Annotated in this window: 8 protein-coding genes and 1 CRISPR repeat array; of the genes, 1 reads left to right on the top strand and 7 read right to left on the bottom strand. The window is 45.4% G+C overall.

All coding sequences use genetic code 11. The features are described from left to right. Positions 1-376: 376 nt before the first annotated feature. The 6 genes from QUA00_RS25665 to cas4 form a co-directional block, all read right to left on the bottom strand. On the bottom strand, positions 377-1,384 hold the full coding sequence (locus tag QUA00_RS25665) for a protochlorophyllide reductase (RefSeq protein WP_333099251.1): 1,008 nt from the start codon (positions 1,382-1,384) through the stop codon (positions 377-379). 654 nt (positions 1,385-2,038) lie between these two features. Further along, on the bottom strand, positions 2,039-3,157 hold the full coding sequence (locus QUA00_RS25660) for an alkene reductase (protein ID WP_333283663.1): 1,119 nt from the start codon (positions 3,155-3,157) through the stop codon (positions 2,039-2,041). A gap of 124 nt (positions 3,158-3,281) precedes the next feature. Further along, complete coding sequence (locus QUA00_RS25655) at positions 3,282-3,434, bottom strand: transposase (RefSeq protein ID WP_333411626.1); 153 nt, start codon at positions 3,432-3,434, stop codon at positions 3,282-3,284. Between the two features lie 74 nt (positions 3,435-3,508). Beyond that, positions 3,509-12,327: a CRISPR direct-repeat array (repeat unit 37 nt; unit sequence GTTTCAATCCCTGATAGGGTTTTAGGTTGTTTTCGGC). A gap of 254 nt (positions 12,328-12,581) precedes the next feature. Next, the gene (cas2, locus tag QUA00_RS25650) at positions 12,582-12,854 is read right to left on the bottom strand and encodes a CRISPR-associated endonuclease Cas2 (protein WP_333283667.1); all 273 of its coding nucleotides are present in this window, start codon (positions 12,852-12,854) and stop codon (positions 12,582-12,584) included. Between the two features lie 15 nt (positions 12,855-12,869). Further along, on the bottom strand, positions 12,870-13,874 hold the full coding sequence (cas1d, locus tag QUA00_RS25645) for a type I-D CRISPR-associated endonuclease Cas1d (protein WP_333283669.1): 1,005 nt from the start codon (positions 13,872-13,874) through the stop codon (positions 12,870-12,872). Positions 13,875-13,896: 22 nt separating this feature from the next. After that, complete coding sequence (gene cas4, locus QUA00_RS25640) at positions 13,897-14,490, bottom strand: CRISPR-associated protein Cas4 (RefSeq protein ID WP_333283672.1); 594 nt, start codon at positions 14,488-14,490, stop codon at positions 13,897-13,899. Between the two features lie 51 nt (positions 14,491-14,541). On the opposite strand from cas4, the gene QUA00_RS25635 reads away from it, so the two are divergent. Beyond that, positions 14,542-14,697 carry a hypothetical protein gene (locus QUA00_RS25635; RefSeq protein ID WP_333411622.1) on the top strand — a complete coding sequence of 52 codons (156 nt, stop codon included), beginning with the start codon at positions 14,542-14,544 and terminating at the stop codon, positions 14,695-14,697. Between the two features lie 233 nt (positions 14,698-14,930). Here the strand turns inward: QUA00_RS25635 and cas6 are convergent, their stop codons facing one another. Next, positions 14,931-15,773: a CRISPR-associated endoribonuclease Cas6 gene (cas6, locus tag QUA00_RS25630; protein WP_333411621.1), complete on the bottom strand. Its 843-nt coding sequence runs from the start codon at positions 15,771-15,773 to the stop codon at positions 14,931-14,933. Between the last annotated feature and the right edge of the window lie 2 nt (positions 15,774-15,775).

Below are 15,775 nucleotides of genomic sequence, written 5' to 3'. Positions count from 1 at the left end.
TATGAACAGGCTTTTCGGCCTGTTCCACAAGAAGAAAATTCATCTCTTGTGGAACGGGCATCTTGCCCGTTCTTGAGAATGGTGCAATGAGCTCGGACACCATCCTCAATAATCTTTTTATGAACAGGCTTTTCGGCCTGTTCCACAAGAAGAAAAGTCATCTCTTGTGGAACGGGCATCTTGCCCGTTCTTGAGAATGGTGGAAGATGTGAGTTACAACGCGCATAGCCACTAAAAAAGCCGGTTTCTTTGATTGTGGTGCATCATCCCAAATCCGACTGTAATACCCCCTTTATTATGGAGTCCGCGTCTACCCACATCCTGTGCGTAGACGCCGTTTCAACCGCCAAGCCTGATAAAGGGGGTTGGTAATGAATTATGCAGAGCGGCCCGCACCAGCCGCAGCACCCATTTGAGCGCCGTCAGTCAATCCCACCAACTTAGCGCTCAACTCCCACATCCGCTCGCCTTTTTCATCATCGCGGGCCTGGGGAGAAACCTTTTGCACAAAAGACTTACCATCTTTTTTCTGGCGATTTCCCCAACTCCAATAAGCCCCAGATTGCTTGTATTCTGGATCGGCAACCACCATCGCCAGCCTTTCCCCCGCCAACTCCTGCGACACGTAACCCCCGGTGATATTCTTCTGAAACAGCGGGAACAGCTTCTGAAACAAAGGATAGTGGTTGCGGAAAAGCGGCGTATCCGCGACGCATCCCGGATACAGCGAAGTGAAAGTAATCCCCGTGGATTCGTGAAAGCGGCGGTGCAATTCCCGCATCGTCAGCACATTGCAAACTTTGCTATCTTTGTAAGCCTTGACCGGTTCAAACTTCTTGCCATCAACCATCGAAATCGGGTCTTTGAAACCCGCTTCAAAACCCTCAAACTTGCCCAAATCCGGGCGCGGCGGAATCTTCCCGCCCAACTCGTCTGGATTGTGAGTCACGGTTCCCAAAATCACGATTCTGGCATCGGAATAATAGGAAGGCTTCATATTTTCCATCATCAGGTTGCACAGCAGGAAATGACCCAGGTGATTGGTAGTCATCGTCAACTCGTAACCCTCCGGGCTCCGCAGCGGTTCCTTAATCAAAGGCATATAAATGGCGGCGTTGCACACCAAAGCGTCCAGAGGCCGGCCGCTGGCTTTAAATGCGCGAGCAAACCGGCGCACGCTCTCCAAATCGCCCAAGTCAATCTCCATGATGGAGAAACTGCCTTCAGGTATGCCCAACTCTCGCGCGGCGTCTCCGGCTTTCCGCACGTCCCGACAGGCCATGACTACGTGCCATCCCTTGTCTGCGAGAGCTTTCGCGCCGTACAAACCGACGCCGGAGGAAGCGCCGGTAATGATAACCGTTGATTTGTGATTTTGTGCCATCTTGTTAAAAGCGCTTCCGCTATGGATTTTTTTCAGGCACTCAAACGCTGAGCTAGCAGCTTGGATGTTTTGAAGTACCCTATGGTTATTAGGATATGGGGAAACGTTCTCGATCTCAACTGGGAGCCTCTCACTTTTGCAGCCAAGCTAGAAATTGGAGGCAGGAGAGGGGAGGCAGGGGGCAGGAGGCAGGGGACGGGAGGCAGGAGCCATAAGAAGTGTTTTTACAAATAATAAATACTCGTTTTCAACGGGGGATGAAAATTAAATATGAGTCCAACTCCGACTCTTATTTGGAGAAATTAACCATACATCTTTTATATCATGTCCAATCGATTGACCGCGATTAAAGACCGGGGCGGGTTTACAGATTTTCCCGTTTGTATTCAATATCTTGGTGAACCCGCCCATACAGGAATCATGGTTAATTGACCGGACATGATATTAGGGGCGGGTTGACCATTCTCTATGATGCACTTACTCGGTATTTATTGATAAACCCGCCCCTAAAAACTCAACTAAGAAATAGCTGCTGGTTCCTGATATAGCAATCCTAAATGATTCAGATACATTTGTAGGGGTAGTGCTACCCCTACTCCCCGTGCCTACCCCCTATCTATCGGGCAACCGGGCGTGGGATTGCCCCTACAATAATTATGCAAATGATTTAGGATTGCTATAGGTAGGAAAATCGATATAACCTTCAGGCCCAAAAGAATACCAGACGCCGACTTCAGCAGGCGGATTGAGCGGCCAACCATTAGTAAAACGCTCTACCAAGTCAGGATTGCTGATAAAATCCCGACCAAAAGCTATTAAATCGGCAAGTTTGCTGCTCAGGGCCGTTTCAGCCTGTTCTTGAGTATATCCGCAGTTGCCGACGAGCGGCCCTGCAAACACATCGCGAAACTCTCCTATCATCATCGGCGTTCCCAATTCGTGAAAGCCAAATGCCAGACCGTCTACCAAGTGCAGGTAAGCTAAATCATAGGCATTTAACTGCTTCGCGAAATACAGAAAATCTTCGCGGTAACTGGGAGAACCCATGTCATTGTAAACACCGTTGGGAGAAAGTCTAACTCCCACTCTGTTTGCCGGATATACTGTGATTATTGCCTCGACAATTTCCTTAAGAAAACGGTAGCGATTTTCAACTGATCCGCCATAGGAATCAGTGCGGTGATTGGTTTTGGTTTGCAGGAATGTGTCAATGAGATAGCCGTTTGCCGCGTGAATTTCTACACCGTCAAAACCTGCCATTTTTGCCCGTTCCGCCGCCTTGCGATAATCTTCTACAACCAGGGAGATTTCATCGGTTTCTAGAGCACGGGGAGTTTCGTAGGGTTGTTTGCCTACAGGGGTATGAATGCCTTCTCCGTTTATTTTGATGGCAGAGGCTGCAACTGGCAATTGATTGTTTTGATGAAAACTGCTGTGGGAAGCTCGTCCGCAGTGCCAAAGCTGCATGAAAATCGGCGTTTCGCGGGCATGAACCGCACTCACAACTTGTTTCCAAGCTTCGCCTTGCTCGTCTGAATAAATACCGGGGGTATTGAGCCAACCATTAGCTTGAGTAGAAACCACTGTGGCTTCTGTAATGATTAAACCAGCGGAGGCTCGCTGAGTGTAATACTCTGCCATCAAGGCGTTGGGCATCCGCGCTTCACCGGCTCTGGCTCTCGTCATGGGTGCCATGAGTACCCGGTTTTTTAAGGATAAATCTCCGATTTTGAAGGGACTGAGTAGGAGTGGAGAAGTTGTTTGAGTGGTCATAATTTTGAGGTTTTGTCAACTGAAGAATCTGGGAAATTACATTTAGCAACGGCCGGTGTTATGCTCCCAGGCGCAAGACATCCAAGGGTCGCCAAAATGTAAGCAATCAAACTCATCAAGCTGTTTACGAATTTGACTTTTTAGCCAAGACTCTTCTTTGTTCAATTTTGTTAAACTCTGGAGAGTATGGGGGTAAATATAATAGTCTACACCGTGTTGTTTGAATCAATTCCTGAATCCGACCACTTTTATCAAATGTGAGATTATCGATGAGCACCACCGCTGCAGTGAGTGTTGGAAGTAAATTTGTTTAAGGCCAAGGAGATGAGTAAGGAGATGGATAGCTGCGAGGTTTCAATCCCTGGTAGGGTTTTAGGTTGTTTTCGGCTCAACTGTTGACGGCACATTGAGAGGTTGGCATATTCAGTTTCAATCCCTGGTAGGGTTTTAGGTTGTTTTCGGCAAAAAGCGCTGTTAAGATCGGGCTTTATTGAGAATGAAGTTTCAATCCCTGGTAGGGTTTTAGGTTGTTTTCGGCTGATGGAATGTGGTTACGGTCGCAGGAATTATGGTTTCAATCCCTGGTAGGGTTTTAGGTTGTTTTCGGCTTACCAGTGCAGTTTTGCCCTCTTTCCAGGAATATATGTTTCAATCCCTGGTAGGGTTTTAGGTTGTTTTCGGCTCAGTTTTTCGGCAATCTGAGGATTCTTCAAGGTTTCAGTTTCAATCCCTGGTAGGGTTTTAGGTTGTTTTCGGCTTGAGGCGATCGGGTACTCCGGCCCTGGCAGCTAGTTTCAATCCCTGGTAGGGTTTTAGGTTGTTTTCGGCTTAGCGGCGTAATTACCTGGCAGATCCTGATAATTTGGTTTCAATCCCTGGTAGGGTTTTAGGTTGTTTTCGGCAATGCTTCTCCGGTTTGCGTGTCAATCACCAACTCGTTTCAATCCCTGGTAGGGTTTTAGGTTGTTTTCGGCCTAATGGGAATTCGGGAATAGTTAGTGTCACTGCAAAAGTTTCAATCCCTGGTAGGGTTTTAGGTTGTTTTCGGCTACTTACTCCTTGGTCTATTTTGATGAATAGAGTAGTTTCAATCCCTGGTAGGGTTTTAGGTTGTTTTCGGCTCTATACGGAAGTACCGTTTCTACGGATAGAAGTTTCAATCCCTGGTAGGGTTTTAGGTTGTTTTCGGCAATTTTCCATCGGTTTTAGCTTGCGAATAAGCGGTTTCAATCCCTGATAGGGTTTTAGGTTGTTTTCGGCCAAACGTCAAGAATTGCTAAACCGGGCAACAAACGGGTTTCAATCCCTGATAGGGTTTTAGGTTGTTTTCGGCGCGCGTTGTGGATGACGTATCCATAATCGTTGACATTGTTTCAATCCCTGATAGGGTTTTAGGTTGTTTTCGGCTGGTTAGTTCAGTGGTGGATACACTGGCTACCGCGCGTTTCAATCCCTGATAGGGTTTTAGGTTGTTTTCGGCTTGACGGGGGAATAGTATGCCGGCACATCACACCAGTTTCAATCCCTGATAGGGTTTTAGGTTGTTTTCGGCTTTAAATTGTTTCGGCAGTGGCACTGCCAATTTGGGCTGTTTCAATCCCTGATAGGGTTTTAGGTTGTTTTCGGCTTTTCTTTACTCTCATTGATGATTGCTGACCTTTTAGTTTCAATCCCTGATAGGGTTTTAGGTTGTTTTCGGCGGGGTACTGGAGTTGGCTCTGTAACTTTGGGAATGTTTCAATCCCTGATAGGGTTTTAGGTTGTTTTCGGCGCTGGGAATTTCCAGGCTTTCCGAATACATCAAGGTTTCAATCCCTGATAGGGTTTTAGGTTGTTTTCGGCTTCACCTCTATATCCCAAGCACATCGTGTGGGGGTTTCAATCCCTGATAGGGTTTTAGGTTGTTTTCGGCCGGTGTGCTATTACTTTGCGGTCTCGCAGGTATTTGTTTCAATCCCTGATAGGGTTTTAGGTTGTTTTCGGCTCGGCTTCCGAGGGTGAGTAAGTTTGAGTAGGTTTAGTAGGTGTTTCAATCCCTGATAGGGTTTTAGGTTGTTTTCGGCACACCTAACGAAACTAACTTACGCTAAGGCTTGTGAGTTTCAATCCCTGATAGGGTTTTAGGTTGTTTTCGGCAGTCTGGGAAAAACACTTACTATTTTATTCCCCGTTTCAATCCCTGATAGGGTTTTAGGTTGTTTTCGGCCCAGCATTTATTGCGATCGCACTTTCACTATCAGGTTTCAATCCCTGATAGGGTTTTAGGTTGTTTTCGGCTCTGGCTCCATTTGTTCGATGTAGGAATTTACGCCGTTTCAATCCCTGATAGGGTTTTAGGTTGTTTTCGGCCTTGATCCATTAGGCGAAAACTAATCTCCGATTCTGTTTCAATCCCTGATAGGGTTTTAGGTTGTTTTCGGCTGAGGCGCATGCTAAAGATGCTGCGATCGAAGTTGTTTCAATCCCTGATAGGGTTTTAGGTTGTTTTCGGCCGATCGAATTCTGTATCGAAAAGTCGCACTACTAGCGTTTCAATCCCTGATAGGGTTTTAGGTTGTTTTCGGCGTGTAACAATACAATACGAAAACGAGCTAGATATTAGTTTCAATCCCTGATAGGGTTTTAGGTTGTTTTCGGCTTCAGGAACTCTATGTTTCACAGGCATATCAAAGGTTTCAATCCCTGATAGGGTTTTAGGTTGTTTTCGGCTGGTATTGACCCCGAAACCTATCGCTTGAACTTTGGTTTCAATCCCTGATAGGGTTTTAGGTTGTTTTCGGCTCCAAGAATAAATGGTCCCCTTTTTCCCTTGCGGTTTCAATCCCTGATAGGGTTTTAGGTTGTTTTCGGCGTAAAAAACTTTTTCATCCACGCCGGAGAAAAGTTGTTTCAATCCCTGATAGGGTTTTAGGTTGTTTTCGGCAGATTGGCAATCAGAGCTCGTATGGGAGTCTGGGAAAGTTTCAATCCCTGATAGGGTTTTAGGTTGTTTTCGGCATGCTTTCGCCCACTATGGAAGAGATTTTACTGCAATGTTTCAATCCCTGATAGGGTTTTAGGTTGTTTTCGGCTTTTCGGCCTAGTAACCTTTTCGGTTTAAGTAGCACCAGCTGTTTCAATCCCTGATAGGGTTTTAGGTTGTTTTCGGCTCAAAGGGGTTTTGGAGCGCGATAAAGGCATGAGTTTCAATCCCTGATAGGGTTTTAGGTTGTTTTCGGCTATTACGAACTGCGCTCGGAAGCTACCGAGAAGCGTTTCAATCCCTGATAGGGTTTTAGGTTGTTTTCGGCTTGATACATTATAGCTCTATTCCCTAGTCCCAACGAGTTTCAATCCCTGATAGGGTTTTAGGTTGTTTTCGGCAAGAAGTGTACCCGCTGTTGTAGTCGTTTTCTTTGTTTCAATCCCTGATAGGGTTTTAGGTTGTTTTCGGCCTGACATTGCGTTCTCCAATATCAAAGGCCTCTGCGTTTCAATCCCTGATAGGGTTTTAGGTTGTTTTCGGCAAGGGCTAGGGATAGATAGAAGTAACCTCTAGAGGCTTTAGTTTCAATCCCTGATAGGGTTTTAGGTTGTTTTCGGCTTTGCCTTTGCCTGGCGAATAAGTTATGTGCAGGATGTTTCAATCCCTGATAGGGTTTTAGGTTGTTTTCGGCGCTTGTCTTGCAGCGGCTATTAGCAAATTGATCAGTTTCAATCCCTGATAGGGTTTTAGGTTGTTTTCGGCCGCTGAATTCCTTTTCTCTAAGGTGAAAGAAGAGAGTTTCAATCCCTGATAGGGTTTTAGGTTGTTTTCGGCACTGACAGAGACAAGTCATACACCCTACGCTCAGTTTCAATCCCTGATAGGGTTTTAGGTTGTTTTCGGCTCACCCAGATTACTACCAACAGTGGAGAGATGACAGTTTCAATCCCTGATAGGGTTTTAGGTTGTTTTCGGCTAGATGGAGATTGGCTAACGGAGGAAGGATTGGGTTTCAATCCCTGATAGGGTTTTAGGTTGTTTTCGGCTCTTCAAAAGTAGTCATCTCAAATGAGATAAAAAAGTTTCAATCCCTGATAGGGTTTTAGGTTGTTTTCGGCGTAACGACGTATTTAGAGTTCTTTTTTTCATTGATGTTTCAATCCCTGATAGGGTTTTAGGTTGTTTTCGGCTTCTGCGACCTGTTGCTCAAAACGGCGTTTTTCAGTTTCAATCCCTGATAGGGTTTTAGGTTGTTTTCGGCACGAGCAATATTACCCGCGCCGACTGCACAAGCGTTTCAATCCCTGATAGGGTTTTAGGTTGTTTTCGGCTCTTTGCTTTGGCTATCTCGATGTGGCGACAAATTGTTTCAATCCCTGATAGGGTTTTAGGTTGTTTTCGGCTATGATAGTAGGTACAGGCCCGTTTAAGTTGGTTATGTTTCAATCCCTGATAGGGTTTTAGGTTGTTTTCGGCTCGCACTGTTAAGCGAGGTTAGAGCAGTAAGTAGGTTTCAATCCCTGATAGGGTTTTAGGTTGTTTTCGGCTGTCTGTGATGATGTTGGTCTAGTCGATGAGGTTGTTTCAATCCCTGATAGGGTTTTAGGTTGTTTTCGGCTTGTATGGCATTAGCGCCTTTAAGTAAAGCTGCCAGAGGTTTCAATCCCTGATAGGGTTTTAGGTTGTTTTCGGCATTGATAGAAGCTTCTGATTTGCCTGGTACTGCTGGATTGTTTCAATCCCTGATAGGGTTTTAGGTTGTTTTCGGCAGGGCGCTATATATTCTCCCTTTTGCGCCATTCCTTTTTGTTTCAATCCCTGATAGGGTTTTAGGTTGTTTTCGGCATTACTTGGTGGATGTCCGTCAAATCAATCTCCATCGTTTCAATCCCTGATAGGGTTTTAGGTTGTTTTCGGCTATGTTCAGGTGTTTTTTCTAGCCAAATATTTTGTTTCAATCCCTGATAGGGTTTTAGGTTGTTTTCGGCTGTTTAGTGTTTTCGCAAGCTCGCTTAGTCTCATAAGTTTCAATCCCTGATAGGGTTTTAGGTTGTTTTCGGCCATTCAACTCCGAACCACCCCAACGAGCCCAGCATAAAATGTTTCAATCCCTGATAGGGTTTTAGGTTGTTTTCGGCATTCTAAGGCGTAACCAAAGAGAAGCCGGAATATATCGTTTCAATCCCTGATAGGGTTTTAGGTTGTTTTCGGCTGGAACAGCCCGTAACAGAGCAAGTTAAATCAGGTTTCAATCCCTGATAGGGTTTTAGGTTGTTTTCGGCTTCAGTTATTCTCCGTCGTTCCCCTGGGCACATCCGAAGTTTCAATCCCTGATAGGGTTTTAGGTTGTTTTCGGCCAAGAGCTTGACCTGTTGATGGTTCCAGACAGCGGTTTCAATCCCTGATAGGGTTTTAGGTTGTTTTCGGCATAAGATTGTTCATGGGTTCCTAGATAGAGTAGGGTTTCAATCCCTGATAGGGTTTTAGGTTGTTTTCGGCCTGCCAATTTTGAAGGAGCATTCTTGGATTTTCTTCAGTTTCAATCCCTGATAGGGTTTTAGGTTGTTTTCGGCTCTTGGAGGAATTTCCATGTCACCGGAAACAGGTATGTTTCAATCCCTGATAGGGTTTTAGGTTGTTTTCGGCAGGCTTTGCGAGTGATGGAAGAGCGGGGTGATGGTTTCAATCCCTGATAGGGTTTTAGGTTGTTTTCGGCCGGATGAAAGGAGACTATAGCCCCGAATATGCCGGTTTCAATCCCTGATAGGGTTTTAGGTTGTTTTCGGCGCGAGGGCGCCGGCCCTTGACAATAATGAAGAGAATTGAGGTTTCAATCCCTGATAGGGTTTTAGGTTGTTTTCGGCTCTTCTACTATTTCTATCCAATCCATCTAGCAGGTTTCAATCCCTGATAGGGTTTTAGGTTGTTTTCGGCCTCAGCGCGGAGCTTAGAGATTATATGACTACTAGTTTCAATCCCTGATAGGGTTTTAGGTTGTTTTCGGCCTAAAATTTTGTAATCCTGCAAGTCTATGAAGAAAAGTTTCAATCCCTGATAGGGTTTTAGGTTGTTTTCGGCGCTGCAATTAATAGCATTCCGTGTCCCGGTTTCCGGCATGAGTTTCAATCCCTGATAGGGTTTTAGGTTGTTTTCGGCTTTCGAGCATTCTTCGCGTTGGAGATACTGGCCCGGAGTTTCAATCCCTGATAGGGTTTTAGGTTGTTTTCGGCTTGGTCATGTTTGGCACTGGCAATGAGTGCTTTAGCGTTTCAATCCCTGATAGGGTTTTAGGTTGTTTTCGGCCTCGGATAGGGGCGATCGCCCAAAAGATTATTCAGGTTTCAATCCCTGATAGGGTTTTAGGTTGTTTTCGGCGCCGCTTCTTAGATTCAAAGATTCAGCAGTAAACTGTTTCAATCCCTGATAGGGTTTTAGGTTGTTTTCGGCTCGTGGTTCCCACCTTCCTGCAGATCATGGGAGCATTGTTTCAATCCCTGATAGGGTTTTAGGTTGTTTTCGGCCAACTTATACAACATCGAACAATGCAGCAACTGGGTTTCAATCCCTGATAGGGTTTTAGGTTGTTTTCGGCGGCGACACTATGAGGGTTCGATCGCCCGAATTGAAGTTTCAATCCCTGATAGGGTTTTAGGTTGTTTTCGGCTCCGATTCGCCGTCTGAAACCGTTGCTGCATCAGTTTCAATCCCTGATAGGGTTTTAGGTTGTTTTCGGCATAATCGCGTTCTCTTTGCTCTTTCTCGTAGTCTGATGTTTCAATCCCTGATAGGGTTTTAGGTTGTTTTCGGCTTTGTCGGAGGAAATATTGGATAGCCGGCTCAAAGTTTCAATCCCTGATAGGGTTTTAGGTTGTTTTCGGCCCGGTACAGGCCTTGCACTTCGCTTAGAGTCATCGTTTCAATCCCTGATAGGGTTTTAGGTTGTTTTCGGCGCGATCGAGATGCAGGCAAGGCGGGCCAATTTCGTTTCAATCCCTGATAGGGTTTTAGGTTGTTTTCGGCTAGTCATTTTCCCTGCACACATCCTCTTTGCTAAAGTTTCAATCCCTGATAGGGTTTTAGGTTGTTTTCGGCCAGGAGAAGTGAAGCTTTGCCCGTCATCAAAGTTGTTTCAATCCCTGATAGGGTTTTAGGTTGTTTTCGGCAAGTGTTGCTCCTACCTATGTTCCCGTCAAATTAGTTTCAATCCCTGATAGGGTTTTAGGTTGTTTTCGGCTTTTCGGCATCGCAACTGCTGGTTTATTAGCTGTTTCAATCCCTGATAGGGTTTTAGGTTGTTTTCGGCTTGAAGTCATTTTGCCATTTCCGCCCCTTTCGCTCGTTTCAATCCCTGATAGGGTTTTAGGTTGTTTTCGGCCGGCGCGCCGTTTCGCTGCCGAACACCGCAACCTTTCGTTTCAATCCCTGATAGGGTTTTAGGTTGTTTTCGGCTTCCCAGGTTTTCTACCGCGAGGTAGTCTTAGGGGTTGTTTCAATCCCTGATAGGGTTTTAGGTTGTTTTCGGCTCGTGTTAGTCGAATAGCTAAAAGTCCTATTTCCATAAAGTTTCAATCCCTGATAGGGTTTTAGGTTGTTTTCGGCAATAATTATATAATACAAAGCGAATTTATCGTTAAGTTTCAATCCCTGATAGGGTTTTAGGTTGTTTTCGGCTATTTAAGCCGCAAGCTTCAGCCTCTTGTTCCATGTTTCAATCCCTGATAGGGTTTTAGGTTGTTTTCGGCCTGAGCCGACTAACGAAGCTTTTGAAAAAGCTATTGTTTCAATCCCTGATAGGGTTTTAGGTTGTTTTCGGCTCTTGTTGCGCTTCAACTTCGGCAACTGGGGTGTAAATGTTTCAATCCCTGATAGGGTTTTAGGTTGTTTTCGGCGAAAGCGGTACTTGCTGCCTGAGTCGTATTTGTGCCGTTTCAATCCCTGATAGGGTTTTAGGTTGTTTTCGGCCATACCTACCTACGGTAGCTAATTGTACAACAAGTTTCAATCCCTGATAGGGTTTTAGGTTGTTTTCGGCCCGCATCCGGCCTTCTGCTGATGGAGATGATATTTAGTTTCAATCCCTGATAGGGTTTTAGGTTGTTTTCGGCGAATCAACGTCGCCAAAACACCCCAAAAAGTAGCAAAGTTTCAATCCCTGATAGGGTTTTAGGTTGTTTTCGGCTTTGCGTCGGCCGAGTGCTACAGTCGTTTCATCAAGTTTCAATCCCTGATAGGGTTTTAGGTTGTTTTCGGCTCAATATTTCCCCACACTCTGCAACAGGGTTTTGAGAGTTTCAATCCCTGATAGGGTTTTAGGTTGTTTTCGGCTGAATTTTCTAAGCTCTCCGAATACATCAAAGACAATGGTTTCAATCCCTGATAGGGTTTTAGGTTGTTTTCGGCTAAGAACGACAGCTTAGTGGTGGTCAAAGACATTGTTTCAATCCCTGATAGGGTTTTAGGTTGTTTTCGGCTAATCCGTTAAAAAACTTTTCAGCAGGGCTAGCCATAAAGTTTCAATCCCTGATAGGGTTTTAGGTTGTTTTCGGCTTGGAACGAGCAATATATAGATGCGCTCTACCATTTCGTTTCAATCCCTGATAGGGTTTTAGGTTGTTTTCGGCTGTCCTGGACGATCGCCACCACAGTCGGTTTGCCAGTTTCAATCCCTGATAGGGTTTTAGGTTGTTTTCGGCTCTTTCTGGTCTATCCGAAATACTGAGACAAAGAAGTTTCAATCCCTGATAGGGTTTTAGGTTGTTTTCGGCCTTTGTTGTGCAAATCTTTGGAAGCTGAATGCCATGTTTCAATCCCTGATAGGGTTTTAGGTTGTTTTCGGCCTGTTTGCAGAAGAGAAAGAAATCAAGCTGCTCGCGATCGACGTTTCAATCCCTGATAGGGTTTTAGGTTGTTTTCGGCAATTCATATAATGACAGTAAACGTAGCCGCTAGGTTTCAATCCCTGATAGGGTTTTAGGTTGTTTTCGGCTCTGCGGGTAATATTGCTAAGAAATTAGCAGAGGAAGTTTCAATCCCTGATAGGGTTTTAGGTTGTTTTCGGCTCCGGCGAAACCTTCAGCAATTCCCCTATCTCAATCGTTTCAATCCCTGATAGGGTTTTAGGTTGTTTTCGGCGCGATCGCAAAATTGAAGGTAAAGCTATGGGATACGGTTTCAATCCCTGATAGGGTTTTAGGTTGTTTTCGGCCGCCGGGGTCTGGGAGGCTTGAAATATAAGGTTTTCAAGGTTCAGTTGCGTCTGACTGCAATCAATATACCGTTTCAGCGATCGCCCTGTCAAGGGGGCAAAATTCAAATAGACCTCAAACTCTCTCCCAGTAAAGCTTTCAGCATTTGCGTCTGACCAGCATGAGGTACAAACCACTGCAAACCCAGTCCTAGTAAAGCTCTCAGCCATTAAAATTCACCCCCTCAGTTTAACACCTACAGCCAGACGCAAAATCAAACCATAAAGATCGTAGTATCGATCGGTGCCCGGCCGCCAATCCGCTCGATCTTGCCCTGACAGCAAGCGCACAAATAGTGAAACAGGATGCTGTCTTCTTCCGACTTAATCACCCTACTCAGACGTTGGCGCATCCGGGCATACTGAGTATCCGTCACCTCGCAATGAAACACCGAATACTGCTTCCATTCCCCATAAGACTTGAGAATGTTGTGAATCTTAGTGCGGCGCTTGTCCTCAGATATATCGTAGCAAACCAAAACAAACATAACTTAATTGCCTCCCTATCTCAAAATCAGAGGTGGATACTTATCAACTTCACCCATCAAATACTTAGCCATCAGCCGCCCTTGAATTTCAAAAGCTTCTTGATAAGTACACAACTTGCCCATCACAGGATGCTTGAACTTTGACTGCTTCTTTTCTTCGTAAAGTCGCAAAAAATTGTGCAGCGCTTCTTTTGTTAAAGAAACCGCCCCGCTCAACGGTTCTGCCGTAAAATCATTAGGGGAAACTTTCTGCAAATTAATCGCCTTCAACACTACAGCATCAACAACCAAAGGTCGAAATTCTTCCATCAAATCCAGCGCTAACGAAGGACGACCATAGCGCTCAAAATGCAAATATCCCAAATACGGATCAAACCCCACAATATTCACCGCACTTTGAACATCGTGCCGCAGCAGAGAATATCCCAAACTTAACAGAGAATTTATCGGGTCAGTAGGCGGACGGCGGCGGCGAACTTCAAAGCTAAATTCCGGCACGCGAATCAGTTGATTGAAGCAGCCAAAATAAGTCGCACTACCCGCCCCCTCTAATCCTCGCAGAGAATTAATACTCGAAGTTTTGTCAATAGACGCGATGACTTGTTTCAATTGGGCAATGGGTTTTTCAAAATCCTGTGGAGAATATTTGCGCTGACATTCTAACAAAGTATTGCGGTAATTCTTGAGCTTTCCCCGTACAAAACCTCTAACTAAATGCACCGATTTTTCCGATTCCCCAGCCGCTTGCCACTGAGCTTTTCGCACAAAGATATTTTTCGTCATCTCCGGTTCCAACCTCCCCAAATAACGTCCGTTTACAGTCAAAAAACTTAAAGGAATGTGACGTTCCAACAGTTCCACAACCACAGCCGGCGAAACTGTAGCGCGTCCCAATGCAACAACACCATCAATCTTAATTAATGGCACGTCCAACAGATTTTTTTTGTCAGCTTTAACTGTCAGACGTTCATCGACTTTGCCGATAAAAGCATCTTCTTGAGTAATATAAACTGTTCCCATTGTGAATTCTCCTATTTGCAGGTTAACTTGCTTCTTGATAGCGGTTGACTTTGGCGGCAGCTTGGGGCAGACATTGGGGAAAAAGACTGCATCCGGTACACCGAGCGGTGTAAACTGGTAAAGGGATATTTCCCGATCGCCAAAGAGCACCGACTTTTTCAATAGTTGCGATCGCATCCTGTCTCAATTGCTCAGAAATCTCCACTAATTGCCGCTGATGCGATTGCGCGTAATACACATATCCAGCCGCAATAGTTTTCCCCGTCATCTCCTCTAAACAAAGCGCTTGGGCGCAAACTTGCAACTCATCGTTATCCCATTCCCCCTTCCGTCCCCGCTTATATTCAACGGGGTAAATCTCACCCTCAGCCGACTCAATCAAATCCGATTTACCAATCAGTTTGTAGCGCTCGGATTTCAGCCAAATCGCCCGCACCTGCCAAGTTTCATTGCGGTTAATTTCGCCCATCGTGTGAACGCGATCGTGCAAACTTGTCCCTTCTATGGTATACTGATTATCGGTGAATTCTCCCGCACAAGACATTCGCCAGCAGCGGTGAGCGCAATAGGAGTATTGGTTGAGAGTTGCGATCGAAATGTAATCAGAATCGTTCATAATTTTGATGGTTTGTAGGAGATTAGTAATTGAGAATTAGCAACAGGCAAGATGCCTGTTCCACAAGAGTCTACTCGTTCCCAGGCTCTGCCTGGTAACACAGATCCGGAGGCTCTGCCTCCAATTTTCCTCCCTGAGCAAGCGAGGCAGAGCCTCTGGATATCGGTTCCCAGGCAGAGCCTAGGAACCAGTTATTTGAGGAATTAGTGAGCCGCCAGTCCGCCAGGGGTTGAAACCCCTGTCTCATAGCTAAAGTCGGTTGAAACCGACTGAAGAAGTAATTGAATCATTGATGATATTTTGAGCTTATCGGTAACAGTAAGCGCCAAGGTTGAAACCGACTGAAGCAGTAATTTAATCATTCATTCTTGCAGTCCTCTTCAGAGGACTTTAGCTTTGAGGCAGGGGTTTCAACCCCTGGCGGACTATGGGTTTTACGTTTAGTTATCAAGAACTTTTTTAACAACTATTCGCCTAGTCATTCCCATCCCCATCGGAGTTTTCCTCCCCACGCCGCAGTAAACAGCAAAATCAGCCAAAGCATTAATTTGCTTAATCACTAAGGGCTCGACATCTCCCAAAATCCGATAACTAACCTCCCCAACCATGCCAACAAAATCGCTTTGATAGTTTGTCAATTTTTCACTTCGGATATTGACAAATGTCGAAAAAAGTGCATCGAAGGAAAGATCGGGAATTGCGATCGGGCTGTACTTATTCCAGCGACTGAGGATACTATTAAAAACGCAGTCTCTAGTAGGAATCACTGAATCAAATTTCCCCTGTCGAAAAGTTGTAGGAGTCGCAAAACTGAAGGCAATTAAACGATTAGTTTCAGAAGCTTGTTCGTACAGTTGAGAGTAATCGCAAGCATTAGCCCAAGGCTGATCTACTTGGGGCGTTCCGAGAATCTTGGTAATCATCAAATCGGCTGGCCCCAAATGCCACGGCTTCGAGGGATTGAGATTCAGCCAAAGCTGAGTTAATTTGCCGAATAAAGTGTCATCAAGGAGAGTAATTCGCCACCAACAGAGGGTGTGTTCTGGAATCGGTTCTGTGTGTTCCCATTGCAGGAAATGGTGTTTTTTGAAAGGGCATTTTTTAGTTTGCAAAGGGCTGAGAGTGAAGGATTTTTGGGCGGTGGCTTCGTGGAGGCGATCGCCGAGTTGTTTGTCAACGGAGCTCACGAGGGTGAGGAAGAGGGCGTGCAGGTGTCTTCCGGTGAGGTATCCGGGGGGAATTGGGGCCAGGGGAAGGAGGTTGAGGACTAGGCTGTGTGGCATAA

Source organism: Microcoleus sp. T2B6, assembly GCF_036700475.1.
Taxonomy (GTDB): Bacteria; Cyanobacteriota; Cyanobacteriia; order Cyanobacteriales; family Microcoleaceae; genus Microcoleus.
The sequence above is the reverse complement of the archived record's forward strand: the minus strand, read 5'-3'. Positions and strand labels throughout refer to the sequence as shown.